We start from the raw sequence: 17,361 nt of genomic DNA, 5'->3' as shown, positions 1-17,361 counted from the left end.
CTTATCTCTTCTTCTTGTAGAATAAGCATTTATTGACTTTCTCTCTATAAATCTATAGTATTCCCGCGCTTTTTATCACTAAAACATTTTCCTGTTTTCTTCTTTCATTAGTTGATTTAAAAGTATGCCTAATTTTAGCTGACGTATTGTTTGAGAATAGGTTAGTTTACTTAATTTAACGTGAGATCGTGATGTTTGAATTACATGCCAGTAAAGTTGGCAATTTAAAAAATGATGTTTTATCAGGACTGACAGTTGCTTTAGCACTTGTTCCCGAAGCGGTTGCTTTCGCTTTTGTTGCCGGCGTTGAACCTTTAGTTGGGTTATATGCTGCATTTATGGTGGGGTTGATCACGTCTATATTTGGCGGTCGACCGGGGATGATTTCTGGTGCTACAGGTGCTATGGCCGTAGTGATGGTGAGTCTTGTCGCTATCCATGGGGTTGAATACTTGTTCGCTTGTGTTGTGCTAACCGGGATATTACAGATTTTAGCGGGTATCTTTAAACTCGGAAAATTTATTCGCTTAGTACCACACCCGGTGATGTTAGGCTTTGTTAACGGTCTTGCTATTGTTATATTTTTGGCGCAATTAGGCCAGTTTAAAGTCACCAATGAAGCCGGTGAATTAGAATGGATGATGGGCACACAATTATACACAATGGCCGGTTTAATTGTTTTAACGATGGCCATTATTCATTTTCTTCCTAAATTAACTAAAGCGGTGCCATCTTCTTTAGTGGCGATAGTTGTGGTGACTATTTTGGTGCAAAGCTTAGGCTTAGATGCGCGAACGGTTGTTGACTTTGTTCGTGATATGACCAATGACCCATCTGCTTCAATTGCTGGTGGTCTACCTCAGTTTGCTATTCCAAACGTTCCATTTAACTTAGAAACATTAAAAGTTATTTTCCCTTTTGCCATTGTGTTAGCAGCGATTGGTTTGATTGAGTCATTATTAACTTTAACTTTGATTGATGAGCTTACCGGCACTCGTGGTCGTGGTAATAGAGAATGTATCGCCCAAGGTGCGTCAAATGCCGTTAATGGCTTTTTTGGCGGAATGGGGGGCTGTGCAATGATCGGCCAATCTATGATTAACGTGAATTCAGGTGGACGAGGCAGAGCGTCTGGTATTACAGCAGCTTTAGCGCTATTAGGCTTTATTTTGTTTGCTTCTGGTTTGATTGAAATCATCCCATTAGCTGCACTTGTTGGTGTGATGTTTATCGTGGTTATTGGTACGTTTGAATGGTCAAGCTTCCGTATTTTAGGCAAAGTACCTAAAGCTGATGCTTTTGTTATCGTGTTAGTTTCTGGGGTAACGGTAGCTACGGATTTAGCGGTAGCTGTAGTAGTAGGTGTTATTGTTTCAGCACTAGTTTTTGCTTGGGAACATGCAAAACATGTAAATGTAAAACGTACTGTTGATGAACAAGGCTCTACTGTTTATGAAGTTCATGGCCCATTATTCTTTGGTTCTATTTCAAATTTCTTAGAACAGTTTGATGTGAGTAACGATAGCGACGATGTCATTGTCGAATTTAAAAATTCACGGGTTGCTGACCACTCCGCAATTGAAGCCATTGATACACTTGCAGAGCGCTATATCGCTAGCGGTAAAACTATGCATTTAAGACATTTAAATTCAGAGTGTAAACAGTTATTAACTAAAGCAGGTAGTTTGGTTGAAATTAATGTCATTGAAGATCCTGAATATCATATAGCAACGGATGAATTAGCGTAATAGGGTTTAATTCGCCTATGGGTTATAATAAACAATAGGCGAATTTTATCGTAGTAAAATCCACTACGCTTAATGATAGTAAAATATGCAATTAGAGTTTTTTGATGTTCCTAGTCCGTGCGTTGGTATTTGTCAGTCAGATGATAAAGGCCAATGTTTGGGGTGTTTTCGAACCAGAGAGGAGCGTCAAAATTGGATAAATTTAGCCTCAACTGAAAAACAAAAAGTCATCAAACGTTGTATTCAACGCAAAAAACGTAAAGACGGCAAAATTAAAACCAAAGAAATTGAACAAAACGTTGAGAATCCTCAACCTTCATTACTTGACCCGCCTAGCAAAAATAAATTATCGACATCGAAGGATATGGACTTTGGTGATTTTGAGCTATAGAACTTATAGTTGACTGAGTTTTTTGAACTGGGTGTAAAGTCTACTTTTCTAGTGCAACAATAAGTTGACAGTTCCTCAGTTACAATTTTGTCATTTCGTAGCCTTTCAATGGCTCGCTGTTATAATGACGTCAAATATTTTCTCAATGTTTTTTGCTCTATAATCTAACAACATAAAACATTCTCTACGCTTTTTCGGAGTATTATTGCCAATGTCGAATAATCATTTGCTTAATGAAACCCATAACCCAGATTTAACTAGTTGGGTTGAAACTGCCAACCAAACGGGTTGTGACTTTCCTATTCAAAATTTACCTTTTGCGGTGTTTAAAAGAATAGGATCAGATGAAGATTTTCGTGGTGGGGTTGCTATTGGAGATCAAATAGTAGATTTATCTGCGGCAAAAAATTCAGGTGTTTTTTCAGGAGTTGCATTAACGGCACTTGAAGCCTGCTCTCAACGTGAACTGAATGCGTTTATGGGGATGGGGAAAGCTGTTTGGTCTGCGTTACGTTTAGCTTTGTCTCAAGCGTTAAGTTCTGGCTCATCGGCACAGCAAAAGCTTGAATCTTGTTTAGTGCCACAAGCGGATGCTGAATTTGCCTTACCTTGTAATATTGGCGATTACACGGATTTTTATACTTCTATTCATCATGCTACCTCTGTAGGGAAAAAATTCCGTCCTGATAACCCATTACTACCGAATTATAAATGGGTACCAATTGGTTATCATGGTCGCTCATCTTCTATTGAGGTTTCAGGTAAAGACTTTAAACGCCCGAAGGGACAAACCAAAGCTCCTACTGCAACTGAGCCGTCATTTGGTCCTTGTAAGCGTTTAGATTATGAACTTGAAATTGGTATTTTTATTGGTAATGGTAATGAATTAGGTGAGCCGATTACCATTGAAAATGCGGAAGATCATGTTTTTGGTATTTGTCTGTTTAATGACTGGTCTGCACGAGATATACAAGGTTGGGAATACCAACCATTAGGACCGTTCTTATCAAAAAGCTTTGCATCTACAATATCACCATGGATAGTGACCACTGAAGCGCTTGCTCCTTATAAAGCACACTGGACCCGTGATGAAGCAGATCCTCAGCCAATGCCATACTTAGAGTCTAGTCAAAATAGAGCGAGTGGTTCTTTTGATATTAACTTACAAGTGCTATTAGAAACCGACGCGATGCGCTTAAATAATTTAGCACCAACGCCATTATCCCAGTCTAATTTTAAAGATTCATATTGGACAGTTGCCCAAATGGTTGCTCATCATACAGTCAATGGTTGTAATTTACGCTCTGGTGACATGTTTGGTAGTGGGACACAATCAGGCCCTAACCCTGAAGAAGCTGGCTCAATGTTAGAACTATCGAATGCTGGCGCTGAGCCGATTAGTTTGCCAAACGGAGAAAAACGAACTTTCTTGGAAGATGGCGATAATGTCATCATGACAGGATGGTGTGAAAAACCAGGGGCTGCACGTATTGGTTTTGGTTTGGTTGAAGCGAAAATTTTACCTGCTGACTAACAACACGTTTTATTTTTGAAAGCGCGTCAGGTAGTTAATTTCGTGCTGCGTTTAAACAAAGCTTGCCTTATACTAAAGGCAAGCTTTTTTTATATTAAGTGGTAAGTTATAAAAAAACATTAAAAGTTATTCGCTTAAAGATATCCATCAGTTTTCCATTCTTTATTTATTATTTTTTGAATATTTATTCATTGTTTTTGGTTTTTCATTTAGTCTTTTTGAGTGTTTTTTACGACAAACTGCATGATTAGTGCGATGAATTGGCTTGTATACATTATTCCCTGTTAAAATTTAGTTAATTTCAGGTGAAATTATCACCGTTATTCTTGTCGCTCTTGAAAAGTTCAAAAAAAAATCTATTTTATTTTTGAATATCAAAGTTATTTCTTAGTCGTTATTGTTATGTTTGCAAGATTTTTTATACGAAGCTATTCGCATTTTGAAAGATCAATAATAAAGCTAGAGAATATAGTCTGTCTGACTTGCTTGAAATATATATAAATAACTCATTTAGAGATGTGACTTAACATCGATGAAATGAGATTGGTAAACTTTCATTACTTTGACTTGAAACGGGCTCTCGAGCACTTGTAAAGCGTTACTTGCTGTTTTATAACATATTGAGCTTAGAGTTATATCAAAGGATGTATCTAAGCAATAATAATAATTATTTATATACCTTAAAACTAGGAAGGAAATAAAATGTCTAATAAATTTCGTGCTGGCACGTTAGCAATAGCTGTCGGCTTAGCGTTAGGTACTGCTCCCTCATATGCAGAAGAAAACACAGGTGCTGAAGAAGAAGTTGAACGTATTGCGGTTGTAGGCTCTCGTGCTGCTCCACGTTCAGTTGCTGAATCTCCAGTTCCTGTTGATATCGTTGGTGGGGATGAGTTAGGTAAAAGTGCGTCAAGTGATATGTTGGATATGCTGCAAGGCGCTGTCCCTTCATTTAACGTTCGCCAACAACCCATTAGTGACGCTGCTACACTAATTCGTCCGGTGAACTTACGTGGTTTGTCATCTGATAGTACGCTTATCTTACTAAATGGTAAGCGACGTCATCGTGCATCGGTTATCGCTTTCCAAGGTGGTGGTGTTAACGATGGTGCACAAGGTCCTGATATTTCAGTGATCCCAAGCGCAGCGTTAAAGCAAGTGGAAGTTTTAAGAGATGGTGCTGCCGCTCAGTACGGCTCTGATGCTATTGCTGGTGTTATGAACTTTGTTTTAAAAGATGACGCTGATGGTGGTTCACTATCTGTTAAACACGGTGAATACTATGAAGGTGATGGAACCAGCACAATTGTAGACGGTAATATTGGTTTACCTTTTACTGACGACGGTTTTGTCAATTTAAGTTTTCAGTTGAAAAATGCTGATGCGACAAGCCGAAGTGTTCAACGTCCTGATGCTGCTGCTTTACAAGCGGCTGGTAACAATCATGTTCCAGATCCGGCAATGATTTGGGGTAGCCCAGAAATTAAAGATGATATTACCTTATTCGGTAATGTTGGTCTTGATTTAGGCGATGATAAAGAATTCTACATGTTTGGTAACTACTCTGAGCGTGATGCGGAAGGTGGTTTCTACTATCGTAACCCACATAACCGTAGTAACGTTTTCTCTATTGATGGTGGTGAAACGTTATTAATTGGTGATGTTGCGCAATCAATGGGGGCTGAACGTACTTGTGCAGTTGTACCGGCAAATGTACCGAATGTACTAGATACTGCTGAATATCAAGCCATGGTTGCTGATCCAAACTGTTTCGCGATGAACCAAATTATGCCTGGCGGTTACACACCAAGATTTGGTGGTAACATTACTGATACATCACTCGCTATTGGTACTAAAGGTGAAGCGAAGTCAGGTGTGTTAGAAGGTTGGTATTATGACTTAAGTGGCTCTGTAGGTCGTAGTGCGTCAACATTTATCCTAAAAAATACCTTAAACCCTTCTTTAGGTTTAGACACGCCGGTTGACTTTGAAACAGGTGGATATACTCAACTAGAGAAAAGCTTTAACTTTGATATTGTTAAAGAAATTGAAGCTGGTTTTGATCAACCACTTAATGTAGCGCTTGGTACTGAATGGCGTGAAGAGAGCTTTGAAATTACGGCTGGTGAAGAGTCTTCTTGGAAAGCAGGTCCTTATGCTGCACAAGGATTTAACATTGGTTCTCATGGCTTTAAAGGTTTTGGTCCAGAAGCTCAAGGTATCAATACTCGTCGTAGTATCGCCCTTTATGCGGATCTTGAAGCACAAGTTAATGATGATTTATTATTAGGTGGTGCATTACGTTATGAAGACTTTACGTCGTTTGGTGATACGCTTAATTATAAATTAACGGCACAATTATCGGTTTCAGATGAAGTGTCTTTACGTGCTTCTCACAGTACTGGTTTCCGTGCACCAACGGTTGGTCAAGCAAACGTAGTAAACACAGCAACTTCAATGGTTGAAGGTGAATTAATTCAAAGCTTTACTGCGCCACCAACTAACCCTCTTGCTGCATTTTATGGTGGTAAAGAGTTAGAGCCAGAAGAGTCAGTAAGTTATGCGGCTGGTTTCGTGTATAACAGCGGTGATTTCTTCATGACGGCTGATTACTACAACATTGAAGTAACAGATCGTATTGCGCAATCAAGTCAAATTACTGTTGAGCCTGCTGATTACACTGCTCTTGAAGCTGCAGGTGTTACGAATCCTGAATTAATTTCAGCGGTGACTTATTTTGCCAACGACTTTGATACGACAACTCAAGGTGTTGACGTGGTAGCAAACTATTCAATGGAGTTATTTGATGGTGATACGCAGTGGAGCTTAGCGTACAACTGGACAGATACTAAAGTTGATTCGTTTAATCCAGCAACAACAAACCAAGGTAAAATTGACCGATTAGAAGATGGTATTCCTGCACATCGTGGTACATTAACTATGGCTCAGTCATGGGAAGATGTGAGCATGTTTGTTCGTGCAAATTACTTCGGTGAGTATTATGCAACACACGCTGACGGTACAACGCCAGAAGAGTCTGAAGTAGCAGATTCAGCTATCACATTTGATGCAGAAGTAAGCTATTTCTACAGTGATTCATTAACTTTCTCTGCAGGTGCAATGAATATCTTTGACCAAGAAGCACAGAAGTTACAAGCGGCGAATAACTGGAGTGGTGCTATTTACTACGAAAGTGGTCCATTTGATTACAACGGTGGTTATTACTACGTAAAAGCTAGCTACACGTTCTAATCGTTCTTGAACTTAATAAAAACCACGCATTTGCGTGGTTTTTTATTTTCTAACGTTGACTAGCCTTAACAAACTAAATCTACTCTTTGGCGAAAGATTTTTTTAATTCTGTCATGATGTTAAGTTTCCGCTCATTGATGGCTTCTTTAATTTTGATGCCTTTTAAGCCTTGTTCCACAAATTCAGTGGGTTTAACCTGACTAGTTTGTTGATATAGGTTTTGTAAATATTTCACTTGTGGATAGGGCGTATTTTCAAACCCTAATCGACCGGTTGCATCAGCTTGGCAAGCCAGTAAGAAATCTTCAAATTCATCGGGTTTTCGCCAAACATCGAGCTTGTTAAACAAGCTTAAAATAGTTTGTGGTTTTAATTCAAAAGCACGATGGCAATGTAAGTGAAATTGGCACACTTTAAGGGCTAATGATTTTGCTTTATTAGGTACTTTGAATTTTTGACAAACTTTTTCTATTAAAGGTAAACCAAGTTGTTCATGACCAATATGTTTAGGGTATGAGTTTTGATTCGTTAATGTTTTACCTAAATCGTGACACAAGGCTGCAAAGCGAACTGATAGTTTGTTTGATAATTTAACACTTTGTTGTAACACCATCATCGTATGGATACCTGAGCATATTTTAGGATGATGTTGCTCAGGGTTTGGGATCCCCCATAAGGCATTTAATTCAGGCCAAAGTTTTTTTAGGGCACCACATTCGCGTAAGGTAGTAAAAAATATTTCAGGGTGTGATTGAGCTAAACTGCGAGACATTTCTTGCCAGATTCGTTCTCCTGATAAAGTTAATAACTCATCACTTTCACTAATCTCTTGCATAATCGTCATAGTTTCAGGGGCAATGTTAAAATTATATTGGTGAAACCGACTAGCGAAACGGGCGACTCTTAATACCCTTAACGGATCTTCGGAAAATGCACTCGAAACATGACGTAATACTCTATTTTCTATATCTTTTTTTCCACCGTAAGGATCTATTATTTCGCCAGTATTACTTAATGCCATGGCGTTAATGGTTAGATCTCGTCGAAGTAAGTCCTCTTCTAGCGACACATTCTCATCAGCGTGACAAATAAAGCCGGTGTAGCCAGTTCCGTCTTTTCGCTCAGTTCTTGCTAAGGCGTATTCTTCTTTGGTTTCAGGGTGTAAAAATACCGGAAAGTCTTTACCAACTTGCGTGAACCCCAGCGCAAGCATTTCGTCAACTGTACTACCCACCACCACCCAGTCATGATCATAAACCTCACGGTTGAGTAATTGATCTCGCACTGCACCACCAACTAGAAATACATTAAGTGGATTTAAATTTCTGAATTTAGACATTATTTTTCTATTCAATGATTGAAGGTACAAAGGTTCACAGCTATACAAGTCAGTAAATTTGTACAACGAATTACATAAAAAATAAGTTTATCATAGTCGTTCGTGATTTTTTGACTTCTGATTGACGACAGGGTACTTTCTTGGGGTTGTTTTTATATTTATTGAAGAATTATGTACACAGCTTATTTTGGTTTAAGTGAAGCGCCATTTTCGATAGCCCCAGATCCTGCTTACCTTTTTATGAGTGATCGTCATCGTGAGGCTCTTGCCCACTTAAGTTATGGTTTAGGCGACAATGGAGGCTTTGTTTTACTTACTGGCGAGGTGGGGACAGGAAAAACTACCATTAGTCGAACCGTGATGGAGCAATTGCCTGAAAATACCCAAGCGTCATTTATCCTTAATCCGACGTTATCATGTGAAGAGTTGCTGGCATGTATTTGTGATAACTTGAAAATTCGATATAAAAAAACCGGAGCTACCCTTAAATATTTAACCGACAAAATTCAAACTAAGCTACAAAAAAATCACCAAGAAGGTATTAATACTTTATTGATTATTGATGAAGCTCAACATCTCAAACCAGAAGTGCTGGAACAATTACGTTTGCTAACTAATTTGGAAACGAATACGAAAAAACTATTACAAGTCATATTAATTGGTCAACCTGAACTACAACAACTTTTACAACGCCGAGATTTACGACAATTAGCGCAACGTATCACCGCCCGCTATCATCTATTGCCACTGACAAAACTGGAATTAAGCCAATATATTCAACATCGATTGTCTGTTGCTCATTGCACGAGAGCTTTATTTAACAAAGCTGCAATATCGGCTTTGCATAAAATTTCTCAGGGTATTCCACGAGTTATTAACTTGTTATGTGAACGCGCGTTAGTGATAGCCTACGGTAAAAACGACACGGTTATCGGACGTTCGATAATTGAACAAGCGGCTGTTGAAGCGCTAGGCGATTATCAAATTAAAGCGCCTGTTTGGCAGTTACCAATAAAAATTGCCTCATTGGTCTTGTTAGTAGCTACCGTAGGGTATCTTGGGTATTGGTTTGGTACTGATAAATTAACCACTAATCATTTTGAAATTACGGCCGCCGCTGATGCTCAACATAGTGCTAACGCTAATCAAGTCAGTAAAGCACAAGTCAATGCTAACTTGAGCACCCACGACCAACAAACTGATCACCGCCCATTAAATAAAGAACCATCAAATGTCGAAGTGACAGCTGAACGTTCAGATAACCCTAGGTTAAACCCGTCATCTAACGAAGTGACACTTGCTAATAACAAACAATTGACCACCGATTCAGCTACCGTCACGGTAAGTTCTGAGCAACCAGATAAACCAAGGGTTTTAGGCTATCAACCCGAAAAAGTGAACCTAACGCAAAAGAATCATGCGATTAACGATGAGCAGTTTGATATTGTTGCCGAACCGGGAGTTTCTGAAGATATTCTTTCACGGTTTAAAGCGGCAATTAATGATACGAAACCAACAGAAAAACCAGTAAACCAACAAGATTCCGTTAATCAGTCTGCTATATCCAATTCAATAAGTAATGACGAAATAACTGATGATGTTCAGCAATATCGTGCCGTTCATCAATTGCCGGTGCGATTACAAGACTCATTACCTACGTTACAATTTGAAATGCACATATTTGCCACAGAAGGGCAAGGTTGGGTGCGGGTAAATGGTCAGGATAGACGCGAAGGAGAAGAAATTGCACAAGGTGTAGTACTGACTAAAATTTTTCCTCAACAGGTTCTTTTAAGCTATCAACAAGAGCAGTTTACTATGCCAGCGCTATCGAGTTGGTAATTAGTTTCACTATAGGTTATTCATTAAAGATTGTTCATTTAATCTGATTATTTGACTGAAATTAAAAAATAAAGTGCAATAAAAATGCCTTGATATTGCTATCAAGGCACTAAAATAAATATCACGCGAGATAATATCTTCGTTGATATTTTCAGCAGATAATCTTTATTGCCATACTGGCATTTTTGCCTCAAACGCTTTGATGGTATCAATTTTTTTCAGGGTCCAACCAACGCTATCAATGCCTTCTTCTAAACAATATTGGTGGAACTTATCTAATGAGAACTGATAGGTTTTACTTGAACCCGTGATTTGATTTTTTTCTAAATCAACCGTTAAATTAAATTCACCGTTTTCGCATTCTGCAAATAGTTCATTGATTTCATCATCAGATAACTTAATCGGTAATAATCCAATATTGATACAATTTCCATAGAAAATATCAGCAAAGCTTGGCGCAATAATGACTTTAAATCCGTATTCTTCTAATGCCCATGGCGCATGTTCTCTACTTGAACCACAACCAAAATTTTCGCGAGTTAATAAAATACTTGCCCCTTGATATTTTGGTGCATTCAAAATGAACTCAGGGTTGTCTTGATGCCCCGAAGCATCTAAATATCGCCAATCATGAAATAAATGTTTACCAAAACCAATGCGTTCCGTTTTTTGTAAAAACTGTTTTGGGATGATCTGATCGGTATCAACATTTGATGCATCTAAAGGAACGACTAAACCTGAATGTGTTGTGAATTTTTCCATTATTATTGCTCCTTAAGCATTTAAATCAACAAAATGACCAGCGATAGCCGATGCAGCAGCAAGCTCAGGACTTACTAAATGAGTACGACTCCCTCGACCTTGGCGACCTTCAAAATTTCGATTACTGGTTGATGCACAACGATCACCTTCTGACAAGACATCGTCATTCATCCCTAAACACATTGAACAACCTGGTAAGCGCCACTCAAATCCGGCATCAATAAATATTTTTGATAAGCCTTCAGCTTCAGCTTGTTCTTTAACGCGATAAGAGCCAGGTACAACAATCGCATTTACTTTGCTTGATACTTTCTCACCGTTAGCGGTAAAGCGCTTTACCGTGTTTGCTGCGGCACGTAAGTCCTCAATACGTGAATTAGTACAAGAACCGATAAAGACATTATTAATCTCAATGTCGGTGATTTTAGTTCCTGCTTCTAAGCCCATATAGACTAGTGCTGCGGCACAAGAGTCTTTTTCTACCGGATCAGTAAAGTCATCAGGAGAAGGTACAACACCGTCTACAGAAGTCACTTGCCCTGGCGTTGTTCCCCAAGTGATTTGTGCTTTAATATCTTCGGCTTTTAATGTTAATACCGTATCAAATTGAGCGCCATCGTCGGTTTTTAAGGCTTTCCAATCTTCAATCGCTTGTTGCCATATTTCGCCTTTTGGTGCGTATTCTTTCCCTTCTAAATAATCAAACGTGGTTTGATCAGGAGCAATTAAACCCGCTTTTGCACCAAACTCAATACTCATGTTACACACAGTCATACGTTCTTCCATGGTTAATGCTTCAATTGCACTACCACAATATTCGACCACATAACCTGTTGCGCCTGCACTACCTGTTTTACCTATGATAGCTAAGATGATATCTTTTGCACTGATCCCTTCGCCAACTTGACCATTCACTTCAATTTTCATGGTTTTAGCTTTCGTTTGGCGTAAAGTTTGCGTCGCAAAAACATGCTCAACTTCAGAAGTACCAATGCCAAATGCTAAGGCGCCAAATGCACCATGCGTTGCTGTGTGAGAATCACCACAGACGATAATTGTACCAGGTAAGGTTAAGCCAAGCTCTGGGCCCATAACATGCACGATACCTTGATTTTTATGGCCCATGCCAAATAATTCAATACCAAATTCTTTACAGTTTTTCTCTAATGTTCGTAATTGATTCGCAGCACCTTCGCCTGCAGCATCAATTTCAATCGAACGGGTTGAAATATTATGATCCATGGTCGCAATGGTACGTTCAGGATGACGAATAGGGCGGTTATGAAACTTTAAGTTAGCAAAAGCTTGTGGCGATGTAACTTCATGGATCAAATGGCGATCAACATAAAGTAATGGCGTTTCTCCTGCTTTTTCTTCAACTAAGTGTTGTTGCCATAATTTTTCATATAAAGTCGTTGCCATTATTATGCTCCCTCTATGTTTGCTGTATTGATTTGAGCGCAGATATAATCACCCACTTCGCTAGTCGTTTTCGCATTACTTCTTTGTTCTGCAGGTAATAAGTCTGCGGTTAATATACCGTTGTCTAACGCACTTCCTACCGCTTCTTCAATGGCTTTTGCAGCGTCGTCTTGGTTTAAGCTATAACGAAGCATTAATGCTGCCGATAAAATTTGAGCGATTGGATTAGCAATGCCTTGCCCGGCAATATCAGGTGCACTTCCACCGGCGGGTTCGTACATGCCAAATCCATCACTGTTTAAACTGGCTGAAGGCAATAAACCCATTGAACCTGTGATCATCGCACAAATATCAGATAAAATGTCGCCGAATAAGTTAGGGCATAACATCACGTCAAATTGATTAGGATCACGCACTAATTGCATGGCAGCGTTATCAACATACAAATGTTCAAAAGTAACATTAGGATATTCAACAGCTACTTCTTCTACCACTTGACGCCATAGTTGACTCGTTGCTAACACGTTAGCTTTATCTACTGAAGTGACTTTATTATTGCGTTTTTGTGCCGCTTGGAAAGCTAAATGAGCAATGCGTTTAATTTCACGGCGTGAATAAAACATAGAATCAAAACCGGTTTCTTCGTCTCCTTCACCTTTACGACCTTTTGGTTCACCAAAATAAATATCGCCGGTTAATTCTCTGATCACTAAAACATCAAAACCTTGCGCGGAAATATCGCTTCTCAATGTTGATAAAGAAGATAGAGCCGGTTGTAACGTAGCAGGACGCATATTACAGAATAAATCAAAATGACCACGTAAACCTAAAAGCGCACAACGTTCTGGTTGCTCAGTTGGAGGTAAATTTGCCCACTTTGGACCGCCAACAGAGCCAAATAAAATAGCATCTGCTGCCTGACAACCTTTCATGGTTACATCAGGTAATGCATTGCCATGAATATCAATAGCGGCGCCACCTACGTCATAATCTTGGGTCTTTAGGGTGAATTGAAATTTATCTGCAACTGCGGCTAAAACTTTTTTTGCTTCAACCATTACTTCTGGGCCGATACCGTCACCGGCTAACACTGCTATGTTTGACATTTTTAAACCTATTTCGTAAACGTTATATTTTGTTCGATATCATAAAATCAACAATAGTTAATTGGTATGACGTGATACTAATTGCTTAGCGATAGTTTTTATCGCTGCTTCGTTATTTTTTACTATCTTGTTTTATCGCGGCAATTTTTTGCGCGCGGTGAATACTATTTAGCGTATGAATAAGTGCTTGGCCTGATGCTTCAATCACATCAGTAGCTAAACCATAGCCATGGAAGTTTCTTCCTTGCCAGGTAACGACTAAATCTGCTTTACCTAAACCGTCTTCACCTTCACCTTTGTTAGATATTTTGTAATCGGCTACTTCAAAATCTATATCAACGGCTTTCTTGATTGCCCGATATAGACAATCTACAGGACCATTACCCGTTTCTGAGACTATTTGACTGTTTTCGCCAGACAGTAATTTAATACTTGCTGTTGCAAAATCACCACCACCACATTGCACATTTAAGGTGTCTAAATGGTAATAATCTTTAGCGTCTTGTTGCTGAATATTAAAGTGTAATGCTTCTAAGTCATCATCAAAAACTTGGCCTTTTTTGTCAGCCAATTCTAAAAAGTCGGCATATAACTCTTCTAAGTTAAACTCATTTTCTTGGTAGCCTAAGCTTTCCATACGGTGTTTGATGACGTGTCGACCACTGCGAGAGGTTAAATTTAATTTTGTTTTAGCAATACCGACACTTTCAGGTGTCATAATTTCGTATGTGTTGCTTGCTTTTAACATGCCATCTTGGTGAATACCTGAAGAATGACTAAAGGCGTTTCCGCCAACAATGGCTTTATTTAATTGCACCGGCATATTACATAAATCACTTACTAACTTAGAGGTACGAGCGATTTCTTGGTGATTGATATTGGTTTGCACGCCTAAAAGCTCTTGACGAGTTTTGATGATCATCGCCACTTCTTCTAAAGAGCAATTACCGGCTCGTTCACCAATACCATTGATTGTACACTCTATTTGACGAGCACCAGCTTGTACCGCCGACATTGAGTTTGCTACGGCTAAACCTAAATCATTATGACAATGCACTGAAATTATCGCTTGATCAATATTCGGAACTCGATTGAATAAATTAGTGATAATACCGCCAAATTCATTAGGGATGGTATAACCTACGGTGTCAGGAATGTTAACGGTAGTAGCGCCTGCTTTGATGGCATTTTCTACCATACGACATAAGTTATCGATGGGGGTACGACCGGCGTCTTCACAAGAAAACTCAACGTCATCGGTAAATTTACGGGCAAATTTAACCGCGTGAATGGCCATTGCTTCAACATCTGAAAAATCTTTTTTTAATTTTTGCTGAACATGAACATCTGACGTTGAAATAAAAGTATGAATTCTAAATTGATCTGCAACTTTTAAAGCGTCAGCACAGGCTTGAATATCACCTTCAACCGCTCGCGCTAATGCACAAACGCGAGAGTTTTTTACGGTTTGCGCAATTTTTTGCACGGATTCAAAATCACCTGGAGAAGAAACCGGAAAACCAACTTCCATTACATCAACACCTAAGCGTTCAATGGCAAGTGCAATTTGTAGTTTTTCATGCACTGAAAGACTTGCGTTTAACGCCTGCTCACCATCTCGTAATGTTGTGTCAAAAATAACGACTTGGTTATCCATAATTGCTTCCTTAATAATATTAATAACTAGTTTATGCCAAAAAAATTATAAATTACGGGCATAAAAAAACCCGCGAAAATTGGCGCGGGTTTTAATTGTTTTATCTAATTTATGTCAATAAAAAACTATCCGCGCATGCTTAATACGAGGAGGAGGTTTGTACGAATTGTATAAATTAAATGAGACATATTTTGTTTAACGTTTTTGTTATTAATCGGCTTTTTTAGCTGATAAATGAGTTAGTGGTGTATTAATAACGTATTTACTCAGTTTTTGTCAAATAAAACTTGAGAGCAAAACAGTCTAACGATATTTGTATTTTGCATAACAAATAGACGAAGTAAGTTAACTAACTCTTTATCATCTTATATAATCGGGTAGAATATGGCGTAATCCGTTAGTAATTTTTCGTAGTTTTATGACCGTAAGAAAGTATCTGCTTAATATCTCACAGAATTATAGTTTCGCTATTTTAAGACCAGTGCAAAGCGCCATATTAAATCGAAATGCTGAAGTTGCATGGTTTATACAAGGCTCAAATGTAAATCAAGCGTATTTTCACTCTGATGAAAAAGTACTACATTCAGTTGAAGAAGTCATGGCATACTCTCCTGATGCTGTGTTATATCCTGCAAACATTGCACCTACCTTTTTCCCTGGCATTAATGTGGCTGTTTTTCATGGCTTTGATGCGGGAAAGTTAGATAAAAGAGGAAATAACGATCATTACAAAGTCCGTAATTGCTTTGATCTTTATTGCACACAAGGCCCAGAATCCACCGTACAGTTTTCTAAGTTAGCTGAAAGTCATCAAACATTTAGTGTGAAAGAGACAGGTTGGTGCGCGTTAGATCCTTTATTCCAAGCTAAACCATTCGTTACCGAGAATAACATACCAACCATATTAATGTGTTCTACATTCTCTAAACACTTAACTTGTGCTCCCCATTTGTTTGAAACGGTAAAACGTTTGAGCAAAACCGGTAAATGGCGTTGGTTGATTCAGTTTCATCCTAAAATGAATAAAACTATTGTTGAGCAATATAAAGCGATTCAAAATGACTATTTAACCTTTGTTGAAACTGACGATGTTATTCCGTTATTACAACAAGCTGATGTCATGGTTTGTGACACATCCTCTGTGCTCATTATGTTTTTATTACAACATAAGCCTGTGGTTACCTTTAACAATATCGCGCCAAAAGATTATATGTTAGATATTGGAGATCCTAATTTGTTGGAAGCAACCATTACTCAAGCTTTAAGCCGACCCAAAGAGTTAATGGATAATATCCAACGCTTTATTAATGATACACATCCATACCAAGATGGTAAGTCTTCGCAGCGCGTATTAGACGCCGTAGATGAAATGTTGGCGGGTAAAAATATACCTGCTAGAAAGAAACCACTAAATTTATTGCGACAATTTAAAATGCGAAAGCAATTGAATTATTGGAAGTTTTGGTAAGTTTAGCGGTTATCTAAAGTTCACCAGAAATATAATTTTTTCTATGCCACCACAAATGGACACGATATTTAATATTTCTAATAAAACTGGTACTTTTTTTACCGTGAAAGCCACCATTTAAGGTGACTATGTTACTGACCATATTTTTATTTTCTGTAATTGGGTATGGACGTAAACCGAATACTGACAAATTAAGTTCACGACAAAATTGCATATCAATATCGACAGGTCGATAAAACTTTTCTCTGGCTAATAGTTTTTTCGCGCCTGCAAGACTTAAAGTATAACCGGTGGCACAATTAGGAATTTTGGTGAAATTAATTAATTCAAAATCATCCCCTAGCTGTTTTTTATGTTTTGGTTGATGATCTCTGTTGTCAGCGAGTTTGATCAAGTCGTAGTGTTTAAAGGTGTCGCTATATTGAAAAATTTCCCTAAACTGGGGAGTTAATAGCATATCGTCTTCTAGTATCACCGCATAGGCTATGTTTTCGGCGACCATTTTACGCCAGACATTTCTGTGGCTCATGTAGCAGCCTATTTCGCCTAAACTTAAACCAGCTCTAAAATATTGATTATTAAGGGTTGAAGAATAAACTTGGTTGATCTCAGCCTCGGATAAATCTACCCCTTTGACTGCGGAAATACGAGTATAATCAATATTCAAATTAATTAATTGTTCATGCATATTCGCCATTCTATCTTGAGCACAATCTAGATTGATTATATAGACAGGACAAGAGTTATTTATATGCATAGTAGGGGCTTATTAATTTTCAAAATGAATTTATGTACTAAAATAAGGTATAACAGTATTAATGTATAGTCGCTCATCAATAA

12 protein-coding genes are annotated in these 17,361 nt (G+C 38.3%); 6 read left to right on the top strand and 6 right to left on the bottom strand.

Translation table 11 applies throughout. The features are described 5' to 3' along the window. The first annotated feature begins 191 nt into the window (after positions 1-191). The 4 genes from ABXH06_RS15890 (at position 192) to ABXH06_RS15875 (ending at position 6,925) form a co-directional block, all read left to right on the top strand. Positions 192-1,748 carry a SulP family inorganic anion transporter gene (locus tag ABXH06_RS15890; protein WP_311580020.1) on the top strand — a complete coding sequence of 519 codons (1,557 nt, stop codon included), beginning with the start codon at positions 192-194 and terminating at the stop codon, positions 1,746-1,748. Between the two features lie 85 nt (positions 1,749-1,833). Further along, positions 1,834-2,139, top strand: coding sequence for a DUF1289 domain-containing protein (locus ABXH06_RS15885; protein WP_353518822.1), 306 nt, complete (start codon positions 1,834-1,836; stop codon positions 2,137-2,139). Positions 2,140-2,350: 211 nt separating this feature from the next. Then, positions 2,351-3,673 carry a fumarylacetoacetase gene (gene fahA, locus ABXH06_RS15880; protein WP_311580026.1) on the top strand — a complete coding sequence of 441 codons (1,323 nt, stop codon included), beginning with the start codon at positions 2,351-2,353 and terminating at the stop codon, positions 3,671-3,673. Positions 3,674-4,375: 702 nt separating this feature from the next. Further along, entirely contained in the window at positions 4,376-6,925 is a 2,550-nt protein-coding gene (locus ABXH06_RS15875; RefSeq protein ID WP_311580028.1) for a TonB-dependent receptor plug domain-containing protein, read from the top strand. A 79-nt stretch (positions 6,926-7,004) separates the two neighbouring features. On the opposite strand, the gene ABXH06_RS15870 is transcribed toward ABXH06_RS15875, so the two are convergent. Beyond that, complete coding sequence (locus ABXH06_RS15870) at positions 7,005-8,264, bottom strand: multifunctional CCA addition/repair protein (RefSeq protein ID WP_353518821.1); 1,260 nt, start codon at positions 8,262-8,264, stop codon at positions 7,005-7,007. Positions 8,265-8,435: 171 nt separating this feature from the next. Between ABXH06_RS15870 and ABXH06_RS15865 the strand changes: the two genes are divergently transcribed. Then, a complete protein-coding gene (locus ABXH06_RS15865) occupies positions 8,436-10,106 on the top strand; it encodes an AAA family ATPase (protein ID WP_353518820.1) in 1,671 nt (556 codons plus the stop codon). Positions 10,107-10,271: 165 nt separating this feature from the next. Here ABXH06_RS15865 and leuD read toward each other — a convergent pair whose 3' ends face one another. The 4 genes from leuD to leuA form a co-directional block, all read right to left on the bottom strand. Next, the gene (leuD, locus tag ABXH06_RS15860; RefSeq protein ID WP_353518819.1) at positions 10,272-10,868 is read right to left on the bottom strand and encodes a 3-isopropylmalate dehydratase small subunit; all 597 of its coding nucleotides are present in this window, start codon (positions 10,866-10,868) and stop codon (positions 10,272-10,274) included. A gap of 12 nt (positions 10,869-10,880) precedes the next feature. Next, positions 10,881-12,290, bottom strand: a complete 1,410-nt coding sequence (gene leuC / locus ABXH06_RS15855; RefSeq protein ID WP_311580041.1) for a 3-isopropylmalate dehydratase large subunit — start codon at positions 12,288-12,290, stop codon at positions 10,881-10,883. A 2-nt stretch (positions 12,291-12,292) separates the two neighbouring features. Next, complete coding sequence (gene leuB / locus ABXH06_RS15850; RefSeq protein ID WP_353518817.1) at positions 12,293-13,396, bottom strand: 3-isopropylmalate dehydrogenase; 1,104 nt, start codon at positions 13,394-13,396, stop codon at positions 12,293-12,295. Positions 13,397-13,508: 112 nt separating this feature from the next. After that, positions 13,509-15,053, bottom strand: a complete 1,545-nt coding sequence (gene leuA, locus ABXH06_RS15845) for a 2-isopropylmalate synthase (protein WP_311580047.1) — start codon at positions 15,051-15,053, stop codon at positions 13,509-13,511. 418 nt (positions 15,054-15,471) lie between these two features. Between leuA and ABXH06_RS15840 the strand changes: the two genes are divergently transcribed. Further along, positions 15,472-16,521, top strand: coding sequence for a CDP-glycerol glycerophosphotransferase family protein (locus ABXH06_RS15840; protein WP_353518816.1), 1,050 nt, complete (start codon positions 15,472-15,474; stop codon positions 16,519-16,521). A 13-nt stretch (positions 16,522-16,534) separates the two neighbouring features. Here the strand turns inward: ABXH06_RS15840 and ABXH06_RS15835 are convergent, their stop codons facing one another. Then, a complete protein-coding gene (locus tag ABXH06_RS15835; RefSeq protein ID WP_353518815.1) occupies positions 16,535-17,278 on the bottom strand; it encodes a glycosyltransferase family 25 protein in 744 nt (247 codons plus the stop codon). Between the last annotated feature and the right edge of the window lie 83 nt (positions 17,279-17,361).

Source organism: Thalassotalea sp. SU-HH00458 (genome assembly GCF_040362795.1).
Classification (GTDB): Bacteria; Pseudomonadota; Gammaproteobacteria; order Enterobacterales; family Alteromonadaceae; genus Thalassotalea_H; species Thalassotalea_H castellviae.
Note: the sequence above shows the minus strand (reverse complement) of the source record. Positions and strands in the feature narration are given on the sequence as shown.